This window comes from candidate division KSB1 bacterium (assembly GCA_022566355.1).
Lineage (GTDB): Bacteria > Zhuqueibacterota > JdFR-76 > JdFR-76 > DREG01 > JADFJB01.
The window spans coordinates 1-18,370 of record JADFJB010000030.1 but is presented as its reverse complement, the minus strand read 5'-3'; the positions used below and the strand labels follow the sequence as shown (position 1 = coordinate 18,370).

The following is an 18,370-nucleotide window of genomic DNA, read 5'->3' as shown; positions in this document are numbered from 1 at the left end:
TTTTTTTAAGATTAATATAGAATTACGGATTATAAACAGTCTGGAAACAATCGGTTTTTTAAAAGCTATTTTCAAGCAACATTTCAACCACAAAGCTGTCGTATAGAATAATTCAAATGAAAAGAAAATATAAATCGAATGGTAAATAAGTGATCAAAAATTATATAAAAATTGCATTGCGAAATTTACTAAAACACAAAGTCTATTCGTTGATTAATGTCGCAGGTCTTGCGATTGGTATGGCCTGTTGTTTACTTATTCTTTTATATGTAAAAGATGAGCTTAGTTACGATCGCTACCATAAAAATATAGATCGAATATATCGTGTAACTTTACACGGTCGTTTAGCAGGTAGCGATATCAATGTAACCAGTACCTGCAGACCTATGGCTGCTGCCCTAATCAATGAATATCCTGAAGTCGAATTTGCTTTACGCTTAAGACAGATGTCTAGAACTGTTCTCGTAAGTCGTGGCGATAAATATTTTAATGAAAATCGAGTATTTTATGCTGACTCAACTTATTTTGACGTATTTACTCTTCCGTTACTTAGGGGGAATGCCAAAACAGCACTTACAGCTCCAAATTCAGTAGTGATTCCGGAAGCAACGGCTTTGAAATATTTCGGTGATGAGGATCCGATAGGGAAGACACTAACATTCAATAACACGACGGATTATAAGGTCACCGGCGTGTCAGAAAATATTCCGTCTAATTCTCATTTTCATTTTGACTTCCTGGCATCATTTGTTTCGCTGGATGACCATAACAGTACGATTTGGATCCAAAATAGTTTGCATACCTATATTGTACTGCAAGAAAATGCTTCAGCAGAACAGCTGAATAACAAATTTCCAGAATTGATTCGAAAATATGTGGCACCGCAAATTGAACAAGCCATGGGAGTAAGTTTTGATGATTTTCTAGAACAGGGTGGAGAATACAATTACTCCCTTCAACCTGTAAAAGATATTCATTTATATTCTCACTTGACCGGAGAATTTGAACCAACCGGGAATGCGGATTACGTGACAATATTCGCTTTAATCGCATTTTTTATTCTGATTCTCGCTTGTATTAACTTTATGAATCTGGCCACAGCGCGCTCTGCTAATCGTGCAAAAGAAGTCGGTCTGCGTAAAGTTGTAGGTTCAAATCAAACGCAATTGATCGCACAGTTTTTGGTAGAATCGATTTTGTTGAGTGCGATGGCAATGATCATCGGGATTTTTCTGGTGAAGTTATTTTTGCCCGGATTTAATAACCTGGCAGCTAAAGAAATCGAAATGAGTTATTTGGGTGACACCTATCTTTCATTAGGAATTTTAATCATTACATTATTTGTAGGTGTTGTGGCTGGCAGTTACCCTGCATTTTTTCTGGCATCTTTTAAACCCATAAACGTATTAAGAGGAAAATTGACCACCGGAATGAAAAGTTCTTCGTTACGGAGTGGACTTGTAGTATTCCAATTCATAATCTCTGTCGGATTAATTATCAGTACGTTGGTTGTAGGTGACCAGTTAGATTATATGAGGAATAAAAATTTGGGATTTGAAAAAGATCAGGTTGTTGTGATTCACAGGGCATCAGCTTTAGGCAATCAACTGGATATATTTGAAAACCAATTGAAGCAGCTGCCGAATATCAATGTAACGACAGCAACTTATCATTTACCAGGGAAACTACCTGACACAAATGCGTTTCAATTGCCAGATGTCCCACAATCTGAAGCTTACCTACTTAGCACATTTTCGGTAGGTTTTGATTTTATAGAAACATTAAGCATCGAAATGGTTGCCGGCCGTAGTTTTTCTAAAGACTTTCCTACAGATTCTTCAGCTTATATTATCAATGAAGCTGCAGTGAAGAAATTTGGCTGGACAGAAGCAATAGGAAAATCAATAATTGAACCAGATCCGGAAGGCGCATCTGTTGGTGAAGTGATTGGCGTCATGAAAGATTTTCATTTTGAATCGCTGCACGAAGTTATTAAACCAGCTATTCTTCGCTTAGCTTCAGGACCAAGGTTTGTAGTTGCTAAAATTAACAGCGATGACATTCCTGGTACAATTGCAGATATCGAGCAGAAATGGGCTGTGCTTGCTCCTAACCAGCCTTTTGAATACACTTTTCTTGATAATGATTTCGACCAGTTATATAAAACCGATCAGCGTGTTGGAAAAATATTCACAATATTCACGATCCTTGGCATATTCGTCGCCTGTCTTGGATTGTTCGGACTGACTTCATTCTCAGCCGAGCAGCGTACCAAAGAAATTGGAATTCGAAAAGCCCTTGGCGCGTCCGTATCCAATATTGTCATCCTGCTTTCAAAAGAATTTACCAAGCTCATCGCAATATCATTTTTTATCGCTGCACCCATATCTTATTTTGTGATGACCAAATGGTTGGAAAATTTTGCTTACACAAGTGGAATTAAACTGCCTACATTTATCTTAGCTGGCGGCATTGTTTGTTTAGTCGCATGGCTGACGATTAGTTATCAATCAATCAAGGCTGCTCTAACGAATCCAGTAAATGCGCTTAAATATGAATGAGTAACCATACTGGGAATTTCACTTGCTAGCATAGATCTCCTTATATACTAAACTTATATGGGGAAAAGAATACGCGGTAATAAATATTGTGGTTGAATTACCGATATCATTATTCAATATTTAAATTAAATGATTTAGTGCTCTTTTTGACTGATTTGTGTTAATCTTATTTATGATTGAGATAACTCCAACAATTTCTATCCCTGAAAATGAGATCGAATTTGATTTCATTCGCTCGTCTGGGCCGGGCGGTCAAAATGTCAACAAAGTTGCTACTGCTGTACAGCTTCGTTTTGATGCAAAGAATTCAGCAGCATTACCGGATGAGGTTCGCGAAAGATTAATTCGGCTAGCCGGTAAAAGAATGACAACCGGCGGAATCCTGATTATTGATGCACGAAGATATCGTAGCCAGGATAAAAATCGTCGAGATGCCATAAATCGTTTGAAAAACCTGATTCAAAAGGCGAGTGAAATTCCTAAAGTGAGAAAGAAAACCAAACCGACACTCGTATCAAAATGGCGTAGATTGCAAGAAAAACGCCAAAGGGGAGAAACCAAAAGGCTAAGAAAGAATATCTCTTCCACGGACGAATAAAGCCTTCTAATTCTTTCATTTCTTCTAACAAAATCTATGGATCAAAACCAAATTTGCCGATAAACTTACAAGTTCTATTTTTTGATTAAGAGGCAGTTTATGAAATTAGAAGATCAAGACCTGGATGTAAAATTCAATTTACCGAAGATTGCATCAATAAGCAGAGAGCGTTTGGAATTTTTGGCTCTTTTGCCAATTTTATTAAATTCCTCGCTGGATACACATGAAGTGATAAGCTTAGCTATCGAACAGCTACAATCTGAAATCAATGCGGAAGCGGTTACGGTATTTTTATTAACACACTCTACAGATGAATTAACTTTTTGGGCGCTGAAGGGAGCAGAAAGTGTGCGCCTAGAAGGAAAAAAAATGCCGTCCAACAGTGGCCTTGTCGGTTGGGTTATTGATAAGCAAGAATCTCTCCTTATTGCAAATGTTAAAAAAGATCCTCGTTTTTTTTCAGACATAGACGAAGAAGGCAATTTTTGTACAACAAGTATAATTTGCACACCCTTGTTGGTTCGTGGCAAAAAAATAATAGGCGCTATCCAAGCTTTAAACAAAGAAGGGGAGCAATCCTTTTGTAAAACCGATTTGAATTTTGTCGAACAATTTTCTCACCAGGTTGCGATGGCCATTGAAAATGCAAACCTTTACGAAGACGCTAAATCCAAATCAAAACAATTGGCAATTATCGATTGGCGAAAAAAAGAAATCATTTCCATCATCAGCCATGAGTTTAGAACACCCTTAAATTTAATTCAAAATGCATCGGAAATGTTAACGATGGATATACTTGATGGGTTGGATAAAACCCAAATTTCTCATACGTTAATAACCGGTGTTAAAAAATTGGATAGTTTGATTTCTCAAATAAGAGATGTTGCGCAAGTTACGGAAGAAAAACTAAAGTTGAACCGGAAAAATATCAATGTTAGGTTACTTTTGGACAAAACGAAACTTCAATTTCAGCAAATTGCCGATCAACGAAATCAAGATTTATCTATTTTTGTGGATGAAAAAGTAGAACTAGTGAATGCAGATTCAACCTTGTTATTGGTTGTTTTGAAGAACCTCATTTCCAATGCTATTCGGTTTTCACCTGATGGAAAATCAATTACTCTCACTGCAAAAAGAACCTGCGGGCAAGTTGAATTTTCCGTTAAGGATGAGGGCATCGGCATTCCAAAAAATCAAATTCCCTGCATTTTTGAAAAGTTCTATGAAGTTGGGGATTTATTAAAACATTCGTCAGGAAATTATGAATTCAAATCTGCAGGTTTAGGGCTGGGATTAGCCACAGTCAAGGCAATTCTTGAAGCCCATAAATCGTCAATTGATGTAGAAAGTGAAATGAACCAGGGGAGTGTGTTTCGTTTTAGATTACCGGTTCCATAGACATTACTTCACAATTTTCTAAAATTCCGCAACTATATTGCCAATGGCGTATTGGCTACTATTTTTTCATAATAATCAATACACTGGCGAACGTACTTGCGTTTATTACCATAACTACCCGGAAAAAAACTTCTTTTAAAACCATATATGATAATATTTCGCAAGGTTTTGGGAGTTAAGTTAAAATGTTCCCATGCCAATATTAATTCTTTGGTAACAGTGGTTTTGCTAACAGTCCGATTATCCGTACAAATCGATGTACTCAAATTATGGTCTAACATTTTTTTGAATGTATGCCTCTTAATGTTTTTTAATGCGGGAATGGTTTGCAAATTGCTAGTTAAACATATCTCTATAGTGACTCGGCGATCGGCAAGATATTGACTAATCTCTTCGATATATTTTTTTTTATCCACGATCTTTTTATCTTCAATTTTTGAAGTATCAAAAAAGTAAAATCCATGACCAATCCGGTCTGCATGTAATTCAGTGATAGCTTGAAAAATGGAAGTGGGCCCATATGCTTCTCCAGCGTGTACGGTTTTAGCCATGAAATTTTCATGTGCGAATTGAAAGGCTCGCCGATGATCCTTTGCCGGATTGCCTTTTTCTGCACCTGCAAGGTCTAAACCGACTATCGGGATCCCAAGCGAATCTCTGATTTTTACGGCTCCTTTAGCCAATTCCAGAGAACATAAACCGGTTATGGTTTTCATATCCATATATAACAGTGAATTTAGAAAATTGGCATAATATTCTGAGTACGATCCAAATGATCGCAGAGCACTGACAATAATTGCGTAATAAAAAGGCGGTTCATCTCCTGATCGAACTCCGGGTCTTTGGTTATATTCATTTTGAGCTTTTAGAAGCCCATTGTTTACACTGGAGATTACCCTCTGCATATCCATGCTTTTATTGATATGAAGCTGAGGTGCGAATCGTACCTCTATATATCGAACGCCTTCGTTTTGATTGTCTTGTGCAAGTTCATAAGCAATTTGCTCTAAAAATTCGGGATTCTGCATTACCGCGCAAGAATATCCAAAAGTTTTTAAATATTCCTCCAAATTGTTATAGTTATCTTTAAAAACAAGTTTGTTCATGCCTGCAACTGTATAGCTGGGCAGTTTGATTTTATCCTTTTTAGCAAATTCAATTAACGTATTTAAGCGAATTGAACCATCGAGGTGAAGATGAATATCTGTTTTAGGCATTAATTGAATTAACTCTGCTAATTGACCATTCGAGTTCATTGAAACCCTTTATATTGACTGTTCATTTTTCCGGCAAATAATTTGATAATTTAAAACTAAACTATGATTGTTTGAATTACCACTCATATGTGATTATTGCCATCCCATCCTTTCTCGAAGCGAATTAATATGAGCAATATGGTGACGTCCATGCCAGGCGTAAAGACTCAGCAGGTCACTTAAATTGAGTTTACCTATTTCCGGATGAATGAATTTAAGTGCAAAATCATCTTCTGTTAATGACTTTAAAAAAAATACCCATCGCTTATGCAGGGATTCCAGCAAGTTGAGTGACATCTCGATGGGCGCTGTTTTTGCATCAAGAATTTCAGCCCACTGGTCTTGATCATATGTCCGGATGGTTGGTTCATCTTCGGTAACTGTTAATTTAAATCGCAGATAGGCATTCAAATGGCTGTCCGGCAGGTGGTGCACAACCTGACGTACAGTCCATCCACCAGGACGATAAGGAGTATCTATCTGTTCTGTAGTTAATCCATCAACCGCATTATTAAGCTGGGTCGGCGCCTTCTCAATTTCTTCAATCCATTTAACGCGCTTTTCTGTTGTAATATCTTTATCAATTTCGAATTGCCCTATTGGATAGCTAAGATTTTCCATATTTTCTCCAAAATAATCCTGATTTCTTTATTCCAGCACATATCTGGGATATGTGGTTTTAGCATTTTCTGCAATTTCCAATTCGATGTCCAAAGTAATATTTGGTTCTTTTTCTGAAGTAGTTGCTAATATTTTCCCGTCAGGATCAATAATCCAGCCATTACCGGCCCAGGGCATGCCATTATGATCAATTCCACATCGATTTGAAGAAATACAATATGCACCGGACATGACGGCGGCAGCGCGTCCACCCGCCAGCCATTTATCGATTGTAGAAACATCGGTTGCCCTGGGACTGACCAAAATATGAACACCATCTTTGGCAAAAGCTCTTGCATGTTCGGTGAACCACATCTCCGTACAAATCATCATTCCGAATTTGACTTTTTTAGATTGAAAAGACTTAAAATTCAAATTGCCACGTTCATACCAGGATGCTTCCCAAAAACAGTTTTCATCCGGTAAGTAATATTTGTGATGGACCGATTGATAGCCATTTTCAGCATCCCAAATAAACCCTTCATTCAAGCGTTTTCCATTATTATTTACAGGACGAGTGCCTATGACAAGGGCAGGGGATAAGTTAGTCAGTTTTTTATGCCATTCATTATGCGCGTCAATTGCTGCTTGCCATATTTGAGGGTCGAATTTTTTTTCCCATGCAATCCAGGAATAGAAGGGCATTTCCGGGAGTAAAACAATCTCGCTTTTTTCAGATTGCACATGGTCTGTGAGGAGGTTCCAGTCTCTTCTTAAGAGCTCTGAATCATTATGCAACTCACAAACTGTAACTTTCATTTTGATTTGACTTTCACCATGTTAATGTTAAATGTGCCCTACAAATCGATTAGGATTAAGATACTTATGCGATATCGACTGTTTTCTTAGTTTAATATTTAATTAAGTTGATGGTAAATACGAATTTAAGATGTAACATTTAAAACCATCTTCTAACTGACGATTTATAGTCAAGGTATTGTTGACCAAATTTATTCTCCAAATATTTTTCTTCTTTTGTAATTACTCCAAAAACGATCATGATGATCGCCGGGATAACCATAAAAAGAATCCAAAGATTGTTCAATACAATACTTATAGCAACATGAAATAAAGTTAAAGATATGTACAATGGATTCCGGCTAATCTTATAAGGCCCGGTGCTTATTATTGCTGTTGTGGACTTATCTGGGCGAATGGATGTATTTACTTTGATGAATTCTCGCCGACTTAATGCAATAATTATTGTGGCAATTAGAATGAAGAGTACACCTATCCATTTTAACCAGATGGTTGATGAAATTGTCAATGGTATAATCTTATTTATCAGCCATCCCAAAAGAATTAACCCTAAATAAATAACGGGAGGTGGAATCATGACTTGTGCATGATCCGGTTGATTATCAGTAATCTTATTTTGGTTTACCATCTTTTTATTCCAGCAGTTGACTTGTTTTGAACGAGTTCCTAGTCATTCAATTTAAGGTATCAATATGTAATTGAAATATTCCAAATTCAAGTTTTGAATTTAGTGAACTAACTGATAAAGATTTCTCTTAAAATCAGGGTTAATTCGAAGATGTCATTTTGCTGAAGTTCATCAATAAAAATTACCAACTTTAAATATTAGACCTTGATTTACTGAATAGTTGATGACGATATCCATGTTTGGTCAATGATTCATCACCTGTTAGATCGAGAAGGCTATCAAGTTGATGCAGTCCAGGGTGGTGATAAAGCTGTCAGAACCATTAAGAAAAGAACACCTGATCTTTTAATTACAGATTTACTCATACCCGAAAAGGAAGGCTTAGAATTAATATGAGAACTTCACAGTAACTATCCAAATTTAAAGATTGTTGCCATTTCCGTTGGAAGCCGTTTTATAACACCTCATAGGCATCTCAAAACAGCCAGATTATTTGGGGCCTCCATGACGTTTGGAAAGCCGATTCAAAGTGCTGAGTTTGCAACTGCTAATGGTAGTTTATTGGATTTCTACGAATAAATAATGTTTGGGGCTACTTGTTTTTCCTCAGGGCGTGATAAATCAACAGTGAACCTAATCCAATCAGTAATAAAGCCCAACCGAAACTGCCAAGCGCAAACCCGCTAATACCAATGATGAGTTCAAAAAAGACCAAACCAACAACAAAGATGATCCCGCCTGTTAATGCCAAACGTCTTCCAGTTTCTACCAGTTTATCCTGATCGGCTATTGTGCCATACATTAATTGGCCTAAACCCACGGCTGTTGGGCCTACCAAAGCCCAGGCATAAGCCCAGCTTTGCCAATGGTTTGTGGTATTTTGGTAAAGGAAAAGGAATCCTAACAATGTTAAAATGCTACCACAAATGGCTAACGGTTCACCCGTTTGCCCCTTGGTTACCAAAGAAAAAGCCAATATCAACATACCAGGCAACAGAATGAAAATTGGCCATCCAAACGGCCAGATATTAATATTTAATAATTCTCCAGCTAAAAACACAACGCCAAGAACAATTAAAGAAACACCCACTGCAATTTTTCTTGTCCCTAAAGCTAACCTTTTACTTTCATCAGGCATTTTAAAATCTCCTTTGATTATGATAACTCATAATGGTTGTTTACGAAATAGATGTTTATTTGATTCAAATTCAAAATTTCACACATTGTCTTGTTAAATATGTTCATGAAGGATGAAAAACAAAGCAAACTATACTTATACTCTTTACAAACCAATTGGACAGATGAAATCGAATCATGTTTCAGGAGAAGTTTTAGTTTTGGTTTGAAATAGAAAAATTATTTTTAATTTGAAATTTAGTTTTAGAATTGTGAAAACAATATCTAGGTGATGTTGAGCAAAACAATACCAACGAAAAGGTGATAATTAAAAATCGTTTAGCTAGTTAAGTATTGATGGCCAGGGGCTTAAGTTTTTAACTGGTTGTTATTGTTGTCCAACATTAGCCACAGGCCTAAAATGATCAGCAACATTGTGATAATCATAATACATGTAATCGATTCCCGGAAAATAATCCATCCGAATATTGAAACGAAAATTGGAACAATGCTATAGGTAAAGCTAGCAGTTTTTGTGGGGCCTATCTGACTGATACTCATGTTATAAAAGAGATAGCCCAAACCAGATGCGCATACACCCATGTAGAGGATAGAGATAATGGAAGAAAGAGAAATTGAATTGATTTGTGCGGAATAATTTTCTGTGGTTGCTAAGAAGAATAGAATTACTACTCCAAACAAAGTTGCGTAAAATGTTAAGGTAAAACTACTATATCTTTTCACCATTATTTTAATTATGATTGAATAGATTGCCCAGTTGATGACAGCGAGTAGCATCAAGCCGTCACCAACATTTATTGTGAGAGCTAACAGGTTTTCGATATTTCCTTTTATCAGCAATAATACCACGCTGACAAAAGTTATGAAAATTCCCCAATGATTTTTTCTTGATAATCTTTCACTGATAAAAACAGTTGCAATTAACCCGGTAATTATAGGACTGGAAGCATTAAGTATTGCCGTATTTGTCACCCCTGTGTATTTCAAGCTTAAAAAGAAAAAATAGTGATATCCGACAATTCCAAAGAGTCCGAGAAGTATTAAACCCAACAAATCTCTTCTTTTGATCTTTAGTGAAGAGGATTTGTTGTAAAAAGCCAGGATGGATAAAAATAGTAATGCAACGACATACCGCAAAAGCGTTATTGTTAGCGGCTCTAGTTCTAATGTAGCAAATTTGGCAGCAATAAAACTTCCGGCGAAAAAGAAACCTGTTGCAAGCGGATATAGAAATTGATTGGTTTTAATCAAATGATTGAGATTGTCTAAACATCGCTGGTTATAATCAGCAAAGGTTGCCTTAGAAAAGTCTTGTATTTTGGGCGTAATCGTTCGGAATTATAGTATTTTTCTATGTCAACAACTTTTTTTCGGCCTGTGATTACATTAATTGGCACACTGTCATAAACACCATTTCGAAGACAGATTAAACGACCGAAAGTATTGGACAAAATTAAATCCAAAGCTAAGTTTCCGAAAGCCATCGGAACAATTGAATCCATGGCATCAGGTTCACCGCATCGAACCAAGTAACCGAGTCTTTGGTTTATTATGTTCACTCGTTTTCCATTGTTGAATTCTGGCGAAATCTTTTTTAATTTTTCTGCAACTTTATCGCCAAATCCACCTAACTTTCGGTGACCATATTGGTCTTCTTCATCTTGTTCAAACGTCATCTCTGTGTCGTCAATCAACTTTGCACCTTCCGAAACCAGGACCACAGCATAATTACTTGGATGTAGTTTCCTGTCTCGGCTAAGCAGTTCAGCCAGATGTTCAATATGGATAGGGAATTCAGGAATTACGCATCGGTCTGCAGCGCCTGCCAATGTTGGCAATAGGGCAGAATAGCCTGCATAACGGCCAAATACTTCAAGGACCAGGAATCGTTCATGCGAGCCGGCAGTTGTTCGAAGTTTATGGGTCAGTTCAATTGTCCTGGTAACACATGTGCTAAATCCGATACAGTAATCCGTCCCCGGAACATCATTATCCATTGTTTTGGGGATCGCAACAACTTTAATACCCTCTTCGTGGAGCCGTCCACCATAGCTAAGGGTGTCATCCCCACCGATAGGTATTAGATAATCAATTTCCAGGTAGTCTAAATTTTTTAATATTTCGGGAGTAATATCGTTTATTTCTTCTTTGTATTTATCTCTTAGATGTTCAGGAACGATTGTTCTTGGCAGATGGCTGGGACGGGTACGTGACGTGTGTAGAAATGTACCTCCGGTACGTCCAGCTCTATTGACAATATCCTCTGTAAGAACTTGTATGTTATTGCTGTTATCCGCATCTCTATCGGGTATGTAGTCTACCAATCCTGCCCATCCTCTTCGAATTCCTAACACCCTGTAGCCCTCACGTATTGCGCGAAAAGTGACAGCACGGATTGCTGGATTCAAACCGGGCACATCACCACCTCCCGTTAAAATTCCGATAGTACCTTTATATTTTGACATAACCCATGTTGCTCCTTTATTGATTTCTTGTAAAATCATTCATATTCATTATAATTAATATAAACTTCTTTGTTTCTAAATGAAAGAAAGAATTAGAAATCTTCTCATAAAAAATTGATTGAATTAAATATAGAATCGAAATTCCAATTTGATTTAGTATCTTAAGTTCAGTAGTTTAATTCACATAAAATATTTTTCATTTCAAAGACTTTAGATTTTGATATGTTTAAATTTATTCTACTCTACTTTTTCTTGTTTCCAGCATTGGTAAATAACCAAGAATCGTTCCTTGTTAAAAGGGAAAGAATGGTAAAGGATCAAATTGAAAAAAGGGGAATCGTTGATTCTGCAACACTAAAAGCGATGCGTTCGGTTAAGAGACACTTGTTTGTACCAAATAGATTTATCGAAAACGCTTATGAGGATGGACCCTTGCCAATTGGTTATGGACAAACGATTTCCCAACCTTATATTGTCGCATATATGACGCAAATGGTCAATCCCACACCAAAATCTAAGGTGCTGGAAATTGGTTGTGGTTCTGGATATCAATCGGCAGTATTAGCTGAAATTATCGATTCAGTCTACACCATTGAAATTATTCCGGAATTGGGACAAAAGGCTTCAAAACGCCTAGCAAGTTTGGATTACAAAAACGTTCAGGTTAAGATAGCCGATGGATATTTTGGTTGGAGTGAACACGCCCCATTTGATGCAATTGTTGTTACGGCTGCTGCAGAATTTATTCCACCTCCATTAATTAAGCAGTTAAAAGATGGCGGCAGGATAATCATTCCCGTCGGATCGCCATTTATGACACAAATGCTTATGCTGGTTGAGAAAAATGGCGATAAAGTTACCACAAAAAGCCTCTTTCCGGTTCGGTTTGTCCCGTTTCGCCGAAGCAAAAACAAATAACGAAATTAGTATTCCTTTGTCACTCTCACTCGAATAGTTACATGCGAAATCGAATCCTTGTCGCACTCGGTTTTCTTTCTGCTGCAATTATCGCTTTCCAATTAACTCTCATGCAGGTTCTTTCGATCGCTCAGTGGTATCACTTTGCTTATATGGTTATCTCAGTCGCATTATTGGGATTCGGTGCGGCTGGAACACTTTTATCAATTTCCAAGGATTGGTTTCTACAGAGGATTGAAAAGTCTTTAGCTATTTTAATGGCAGGCTGCGGTATTACAATGGCGATGGTTATAGGTATTTCGCAAATGTCTATTTTTCGATTCGACACTTACTTGTTGTTTGCAGATTCCTCCCATATCTTTCGACTTCTGTTTACCTACTTGTTGATTTTTCTGCCATTTTTTTTGGGCGCATTGGCCATTGGTTTAATTTTCATAAAATATGTTGAAAGTATCGGAAAAATATATTTTGTAAACATGGTTGGATCTGGCTTAGGTGGAATAGCTGCACTGGTTCTTTTATGGTTTTTTGAGCCTAATGAACTCCCGGCAATTATAGCGGTTCTGGCAGTTGTTGCCAGTATAATTGTTATCCCCAGGTTCAGGAGTTTTTTTTGGAATGGGTTAGTTTTGTTCTCCATTATAATTCTTTACATAAGCCTGGTTTATACACCAAAGATAGAACCTTCCCAGTTCAAAAGCATTAGCAAATCTCTAAACCTCCCTTATGCAAAAGTTGATTTGGAGAGAAACAGTCCGTTTGGCCAGTTGCAGGTTGTTTCATCACCAGCGCTGCGATATGCACCTGGTTTAAGCTTAAATTATCTAAACGATGTGCCAAGTTCTAAAGCAGTATTCAACAATGGTAATTGGTACGGTGCTATAATCTCAACGCAAAGGACAGACACAACTTCTATGATGGCGTATTCTACCAAAGAACTTCCCTTTGTTTTGAAACCAAGAAACAGAATTCTGGTTTTGCAAAGTGGTGCCGGAATCGATGTTTTTCATTCTGTAATTCATGGCCCAAAACATATCGCTGCAGTGGAAGCCAATCCGGAAATGATTTCATTGCTAAGAAACGAACTTGCCTTTGAAATGGATTCTTTATTCTACCACCCGTCATTATCCATACATAATGTCTCCCCACGGACTTTTTTGCTTAGCGATCTATCAGAATTCGATTTAATCATTTTGCCCATGATTGGCGCTTTTGGAGGAACCTCTGGAATATTTGCAGTTCAGGAACAATACCTTCTAACAAAAGAGGCATTTTCTGAAATGTGGAATAAACTCACTCCATCCGGAGTGATAAGTGTCTCATGTTATATGGATTATCCAATTCTCAATCCTTTGAAGATTTTGTCGACAATTATTGAAGTTTTGGAAGATTTTGGTATTGAAAAATCAATAAACCACATTGTTGCCGTAAGAAGCTGGTCAACAATTACTTTTGTCATTAAGAAATCAGAGATAAATGTTGCAGAGATCAAACATACAAGAGATTTTTGTCAGGAAATGTCATTCGATCCGGTTTTGCTTCCGAATATTCGACCGGAAGAACGCGCACAATTCAATACTCTACAAGACGACCAGTTTTTTCGCTATATTGATGAATTATTTTCATCGAATAGAAAGGAATTCTATGCTAATTATGATTTTAATATAAAACCAGCTACAGACCAAAGACCTTATTTTTCACAGTTCATAAAGTTACAAAGTCTTCCAAAAATTGGAAAAATATTCGGATTTCAATCAATTCCTTTTTTCGAGCTTGGTTATTTGATAATTATTGTAACGTTTATTCAAATAACTGTTTTTGCGCTTTTTCTAATCATTCTGCCGCTTTTTAAAATCAGCCTGAAGCAAGGAAGCAAGATTCCCATCTTTCTTTATTTCGGTGGGATTGGATTGGGTTATATTTTTGTTGAAATTGTATTAATTCAAAAATTTCTGCTCTATTTCGATAATGCAATCTATTCGGCTGCAATAGTGATTTCTGCTATGTTGACCTGTTCCGGAATTGGGAGTTATGTATCTTCGAAGCTAAAATTAACCAGGAAAGTACTATTAATCATTTTTGGATTTGTGATCATGATTTTAGTATTGTATGCAGTGCTTCTCACGCCTGTTTTATTAAGTACAATCACTCTGAAGTTTAACGTCAAACTCTTGGTTGGATTTCTGTTTATTGCACCATTGGCTTTCTTGATGGGTTTCCCATTCCCTTTAGGTTTACAACTGGTTGCTAAAAACGACAGAAAGGGAGTGCCGTGGGCTTGGGGAATCAATAGTTCAGTTTCGGTCGTGAGTACAGTGCTGGCTATATTGATCGCAATCGAAATTGGATTTATTTGGGTGATGATCCTGGCGGCGGGGGCGTACTGTTTTCCGGTTCTCGCAATTATGAGCCGCAGATTATTTGCAGGGAATTAAGAGGTCTCTTTTTTATCCATAGCTTTAGATTTTTTAATCCAGTTTGTTATCTTGTCCTTATACAATTCCATCAGTACTCTTTCGGGTGTTAGGGGCGCATGAAACTCAAATTCCAAATCTGGCCTATAGGCTCTCATGGCGTAGCGAATCGCATAAAATACACCTATCCCATACATGAGTGGGGGTTCTCCTACTGCTTTTGAGCCATAAGGTCCGGGTTTATTATCAACATTCTCCAAAAGTCTAACTTGAAGATCGTCAGGCATAAAATAAACATCAGGTGCTTTATAAGTAGAAAGCGCGTTTGACAGCAGTTTGCCGTCCTGGTCAAATTGTAAATCCTCTATAGTCATCCAACCGAGTCCCTGGGCCAGGCCGCCTTCTATCTGACCGCGGTCGGTTAATTCGTTTACAGGCCGGCCTAAATCATGTACGATTTTAACGGAGTCGATATCATACCTTCCCCGTAAACAGTCTACCGTAACTTCGGTTATTGCTGTACCGAAAACGTGATAAGCAAACGGTCGGCCTTTTTCTTTGTCTCGATCAAAATGAATATTGGGGGTTGCGTAAAAGGCATGGGCAGAGAGTTTTGTCCGAGACAAATAAGCAGCTTGCACGAGTTTGGACCAAGTTAATGATGTTTTCTTGCCGCCATAAAGAATGGTTTCATCTTTAACAGAAATTTTCTCTTCATCATTTTCGCCAAGTTCTTTGACAGCAATTGCTTTTAGACCATCCATGATTTGATTGACTGCCAAAATCGTGGCGTTGCCATTTATATCAGTCGTAGCACTTGCGGCACTTGGCGACATATTCGCAATCCTGGTAGTATTTGTTGGTTCAATTTTGATGCGATTTTCGTAGATACCAAACGTTCTGGCAGCAATTTTTACCATATTCGTGTTAAGCCCCTGTCCCATTTCTATACCACCCGTGGATACGCTGACACTACCATCCGTGTAAACATGCACCAAAGAACTGCCCTGGTTCATAAATGTTGCGGTAAATGAAATGCCGAAGCACACCGGCATTATTGCAACACCTTTTTTTACATCAAAATGATCTTGATTAAAATTGTCCACCTGTTTTTTGATCTTTAAAAAATCAAAAGTGTTAACTGCTTCTTGCCAGGTTTTTCGGGCAAGGGAGTTTTCTGCTACCTGGCCATAATAAAAAGAATCGCCATCTTGCAACAGGTTTTTAGCTTGTATTTCTTCTCTTGGTAGCCCAGATTTTTCCGCTGCCTTAGCGATTGCAGCTTCAAGCACGAACATCCCTTGTGGTCCGCCAAACCCTCGAAAGGCTGTGTTCGGTGGCAGGTTGGTTCTACAGCAAGCAGCAAATACCCGGACATTGGGAATGAAATATGCATTAGTACTGTGAAATAAAGTTCGTTCCAAAACAGGAGTCGACAAATCGGCTGCTGCACCGGAATTCTGATAGTGCTTTGCTTCATATGCAAGAATTTTACCCTCTTTGGATAGACCTATCTTAAAATCAGAAGAATAAGGATGCCGCTTGCCGGTCATTTTAACATCTTCCATTCTATTGAGTACAATTTCAACTGGTTTTTGCAGATGAAATGCTGCCAACGCAACCATGCATGACCATTGAGTTGCCTGGTCTTCTTTGCCACCAAATCCGCCGCCAAGCCGTTTTACTTCAACTTCTATTTTATGATAGGGAAGACCCAACACATTGCCGGTAATTCGCTGCACTGCATACGGACTTTGGGTTGAAGAATAAATTCGAATGCCATTTTCTTCTAATGGTATGGCTCGTGCTCTTTGGGTTTCCAGGTATACATGTTCCTGCCCACCCATTTCACATTTGCCTGCAACAACAAGATCACATTTGTCCCAGGTTTCATCAACATTACCCATGGAAAAAGTGCGCGGGGGAGCGATGAGTTCACCCTTGGCAAACGCATCGCGAGGATCGGTAATGGCCGGAAGTTCAGATATTTCTGCAACAATTGCTTTAACGGCTTTTCTCGCTAAAGCTTGTGATTTTGCCACAACAATGGCAATGGGCTCACCTTGGAAATGGACCGTTTTTTCCACCAACAATTCTTCGTCTTGAATGATCGGTCCGATTTGATTTTCACCGGGAATATCCTTGGCGGTGAATACAGCTTCGACACCCTTCATTTTTAGCGCATTTTTTACATCTAGTTTTTTTATGATGCCATGAGCCACTGGCGAGGAAAATACCGCTGCAAAAAGGAGATCGGCGGGTTGTGGAATATCATCTATGTATTGTGAAGTCCCACGTACATGGTTTTCTGCATCAATATGTTTCATAAAAATTCCTTGACAGTTACATTTTCCGGGAAAAGTGTCGTGAAATGAGCAATCATTAACTGCCTCGCTAATAATCTTTTGTAGTCTGCAGAACCGCGAATATCGCTAATGGGTGAGATTTCGTCTTGCACGATATCAATTGCACTCAGAATCGTGTCTACCGTAACTGGCATAGCTGTCAGGAAATTGGACGTCTCTTGCAAAAATAATGGCACAGGAGAAACGCCGCCCATGGAAACGCTAGCATACTCGATAAATCCATTTTTACAATGTAATTGGATAGAACTGTTGACACTGGCAATATCCAGGGTTTTGCGTTTTGAAACTTTTTCAAAATTTATTTTGCTGGATGGCGGGGGAACAGGGAGAATAATTCCTGTCAGGATTTCATCACTGGTTTTATTTATTATTTTGTAATCCTTGAAGAATTCTTTCAATAGGATTATTCGAGATTTAGAACCATTCTCTAAAACTAAAGAGACGTCCATTGCTAAAAGCAGACTTGTCATGTCGCCAATAGGTGAAGCATTGATGATGTTCCCACTCAAAGTAGCGCGATTTCGAATCTGCCAGGAAGCATTCAAAAACATAAATTCTTTGATATTTGGAATTATTTTCTGAATTTCGGATGAATCGGCAAATTGCTCAAAAGTGGTCAAACCGCCTATGTGTAAATTGCCATTTTTTCTGTTAATACCTTTCATGTTGGTATTGAGATTTAGCGCTATGACTTCAGCATCCGGAACATCCTCGCCAACTTGAACATAGAGATCGGTCCCGCCGGCGATCCAATATTCAACTTGAGATTTTCTATTTCTTTGAACTTGTTTCGCTAACTTTTGCAATTTTGCCGGAATTTTCTGAAAATAATCGGGAATAATATTGAAATCAATAAGAGCCTCGATCCTGCTTTTCGGGGTTTGATTTTGCTGCAGCAAAGTAGATAAAGATGTTGCTCCGTTTTTGAGTGAGCGGTAGCCGGTACAACGGCACAAATTGCCACTCAGTGCATATTTCATCCCTTCTTCGTCCACAAGTTTTGTCTCATCTAATAACAGGCCGGTTATCGATACCACGATACCTGGAGTGCAAAATCCACACTGGGTCGCTCCTTCATCAATAACCACCTGTTGAATAGGGGAGAGCGCTTTTTGATTCAATCCTTCGATAGTAACCAGGTGTTTCCCCTGCAATTCGACTACAGGCATAAGCCAAGAGGTAACAGGCAGGTAATTAACCTGGTCACCGT

At 38.1% G+C, this 18,370-nt stretch carries 15 protein-coding genes; 6 read left to right on the top strand and 9 right to left on the bottom strand.

Annotated features, from left to right (window positions below; all coding sequences use genetic code 11):
* The first annotated feature begins 149 nt into the window (after positions 1-149).
* The 3 genes from IIC38_07375 to IIC38_07365 all read left to right on the top strand — a co-directional run bounded on the left by IIC38_07375 (position 150) and on the right by IIC38_07365 (position 4,557).
* A complete protein-coding gene (locus tag IIC38_07375; protein MCH8125765.1) occupies positions 150-2,561 on the top strand; it encodes an ABC transporter permease in 2,412 nt (803 codons plus the stop codon).
* 172 nt (positions 2,562-2,733) lie between these two features.
* A complete protein-coding gene (gene arfB / locus IIC38_07370; protein ID MCH8125764.1) occupies positions 2,734-3,159 on the top strand; it encodes an aminoacyl-tRNA hydrolase in 426 nt (141 codons plus the stop codon).
* Positions 3,160-3,258: 99 nt separating this feature from the next.
* Positions 3,259-4,557, top strand: coding sequence for a GAF domain-containing sensor histidine kinase (locus IIC38_07365; protein ID MCH8125763.1), 1,299 nt, complete (start codon positions 3,259-3,261; stop codon positions 4,555-4,557).
* Between the two features lie 32 nt (positions 4,558-4,589).
* On the opposite strand, the gene IIC38_07360 is transcribed toward IIC38_07365, so the two are convergent.
* The 4 genes from IIC38_07360 to IIC38_07345 form a co-directional block, all read right to left on the bottom strand.
* Positions 4,590-5,813, bottom strand: a complete 1,224-nt coding sequence (locus tag IIC38_07360) for an adenosine deaminase family protein (GenBank protein ID MCH8125762.1) — start codon at positions 5,811-5,813, stop codon at positions 4,590-4,592.
* Between the two features lie 93 nt (positions 5,814-5,906).
* The gene (gene bstA, locus IIC38_07355; GenBank protein MCH8125761.1) at positions 5,907-6,434 is read right to left on the bottom strand and encodes a bacillithiol transferase BstA; all 528 of its coding nucleotides are present in this window, start codon (positions 6,432-6,434) and stop codon (positions 5,907-5,909) included.
* A gap of 27 nt (positions 6,435-6,461) precedes the next feature.
* The gene (locus tag IIC38_07350) at positions 6,462-7,232 is read right to left on the bottom strand and encodes a carbon-nitrogen hydrolase family protein (GenBank protein MCH8125760.1); all 771 of its coding nucleotides are present in this window, start codon (positions 7,230-7,232) and stop codon (positions 6,462-6,464) included.
* Between the two features lie 139 nt (positions 7,233-7,371).
* Positions 7,372-7,860: an isoprenylcysteine carboxylmethyltransferase family protein gene (locus IIC38_07345; GenBank protein MCH8125759.1), complete on the bottom strand. Its 489-nt coding sequence runs from the start codon at positions 7,858-7,860 to the stop codon at positions 7,372-7,374.
* A gap of 246 nt (positions 7,861-8,106) precedes the next feature.
* Between IIC38_07345 and IIC38_07340 the strand changes: the two genes are divergently transcribed.
* On the top strand, positions 8,107-8,256 hold the full coding sequence (locus tag IIC38_07340) for a response regulator (GenBank protein MCH8125758.1): 150 nt from the start codon (positions 8,107-8,109) through the stop codon (positions 8,254-8,256).
* Positions 8,257-8,452: 196 nt separating this feature from the next.
* On the opposite strand, the gene IIC38_07335 is transcribed toward IIC38_07340, so the two are convergent.
* From IIC38_07335 to IIC38_07325, 3 genes are all read right to left on the bottom strand, one after another.
* A complete protein-coding gene (locus IIC38_07335) occupies positions 8,453-8,998 on the bottom strand; it encodes a hypothetical protein (GenBank protein ID MCH8125757.1) in 546 nt (181 codons plus the stop codon).
* A gap of 347 nt (positions 8,999-9,345) precedes the next feature.
* Positions 9,346-10,248: a DMT family transporter gene (locus IIC38_07330; protein ID MCH8125756.1), complete on the bottom strand. Its 903-nt coding sequence runs from the start codon at positions 10,246-10,248 to the stop codon at positions 9,346-9,348.
* Positions 10,249-10,262: 14 nt separating this feature from the next.
* Complete coding sequence (locus IIC38_07325) at positions 10,263-11,462, bottom strand: ATP-dependent 6-phosphofructokinase (protein MCH8125755.1); 1,200 nt, start codon at positions 11,460-11,462, stop codon at positions 10,263-10,265.
* Between the two features lie 222 nt (positions 11,463-11,684).
* On the opposite strand from IIC38_07325, the gene IIC38_07320 reads away from it, so the two are divergent.
* Both IIC38_07320 and IIC38_07315 read left to right on the top strand, forming a co-directional pair.
* On the top strand, positions 11,685-12,380 hold the full coding sequence (locus tag IIC38_07320; GenBank protein ID MCH8125754.1) for a protein-L-isoaspartate(D-aspartate) O-methyltransferase: 696 nt from the start codon (positions 11,685-11,687) through the stop codon (positions 12,378-12,380).
* A 41-nt stretch (positions 12,381-12,421) separates the two neighbouring features.
* Positions 12,422-14,815 carry a spermidine synthase-like protein gene (locus IIC38_07315; protein ID MCH8125753.1) on the top strand — a complete coding sequence of 798 codons (2,394 nt, stop codon included), beginning with the start codon at positions 12,422-12,424 and terminating at the stop codon, positions 14,813-14,815.
* Here IIC38_07315 and IIC38_07310 read toward each other — a convergent pair.
* Both IIC38_07310 and IIC38_07305 read right to left on the bottom strand, forming a co-directional pair.
* The gene (locus IIC38_07310; GenBank protein ID MCH8125752.1) at positions 14,812-17,121 is read right to left on the bottom strand and encodes a molybdopterin-dependent oxidoreductase; all 2,310 of its coding nucleotides are present in this window, start codon (positions 17,119-17,121) and stop codon (positions 14,812-14,814) included. The genes IIC38_07315 and IIC38_07310 overlap by 4 nt on opposite strands.
* Positions 17,118-18,370 (bottom strand): FAD binding domain-containing protein (locus IIC38_07305; protein MCH8125751.1); only part of this gene is annotated, 1,253 nt, incomplete at its 5' end. The genes IIC38_07305 and IIC38_07310, both read right to left, overlap by 4 nt.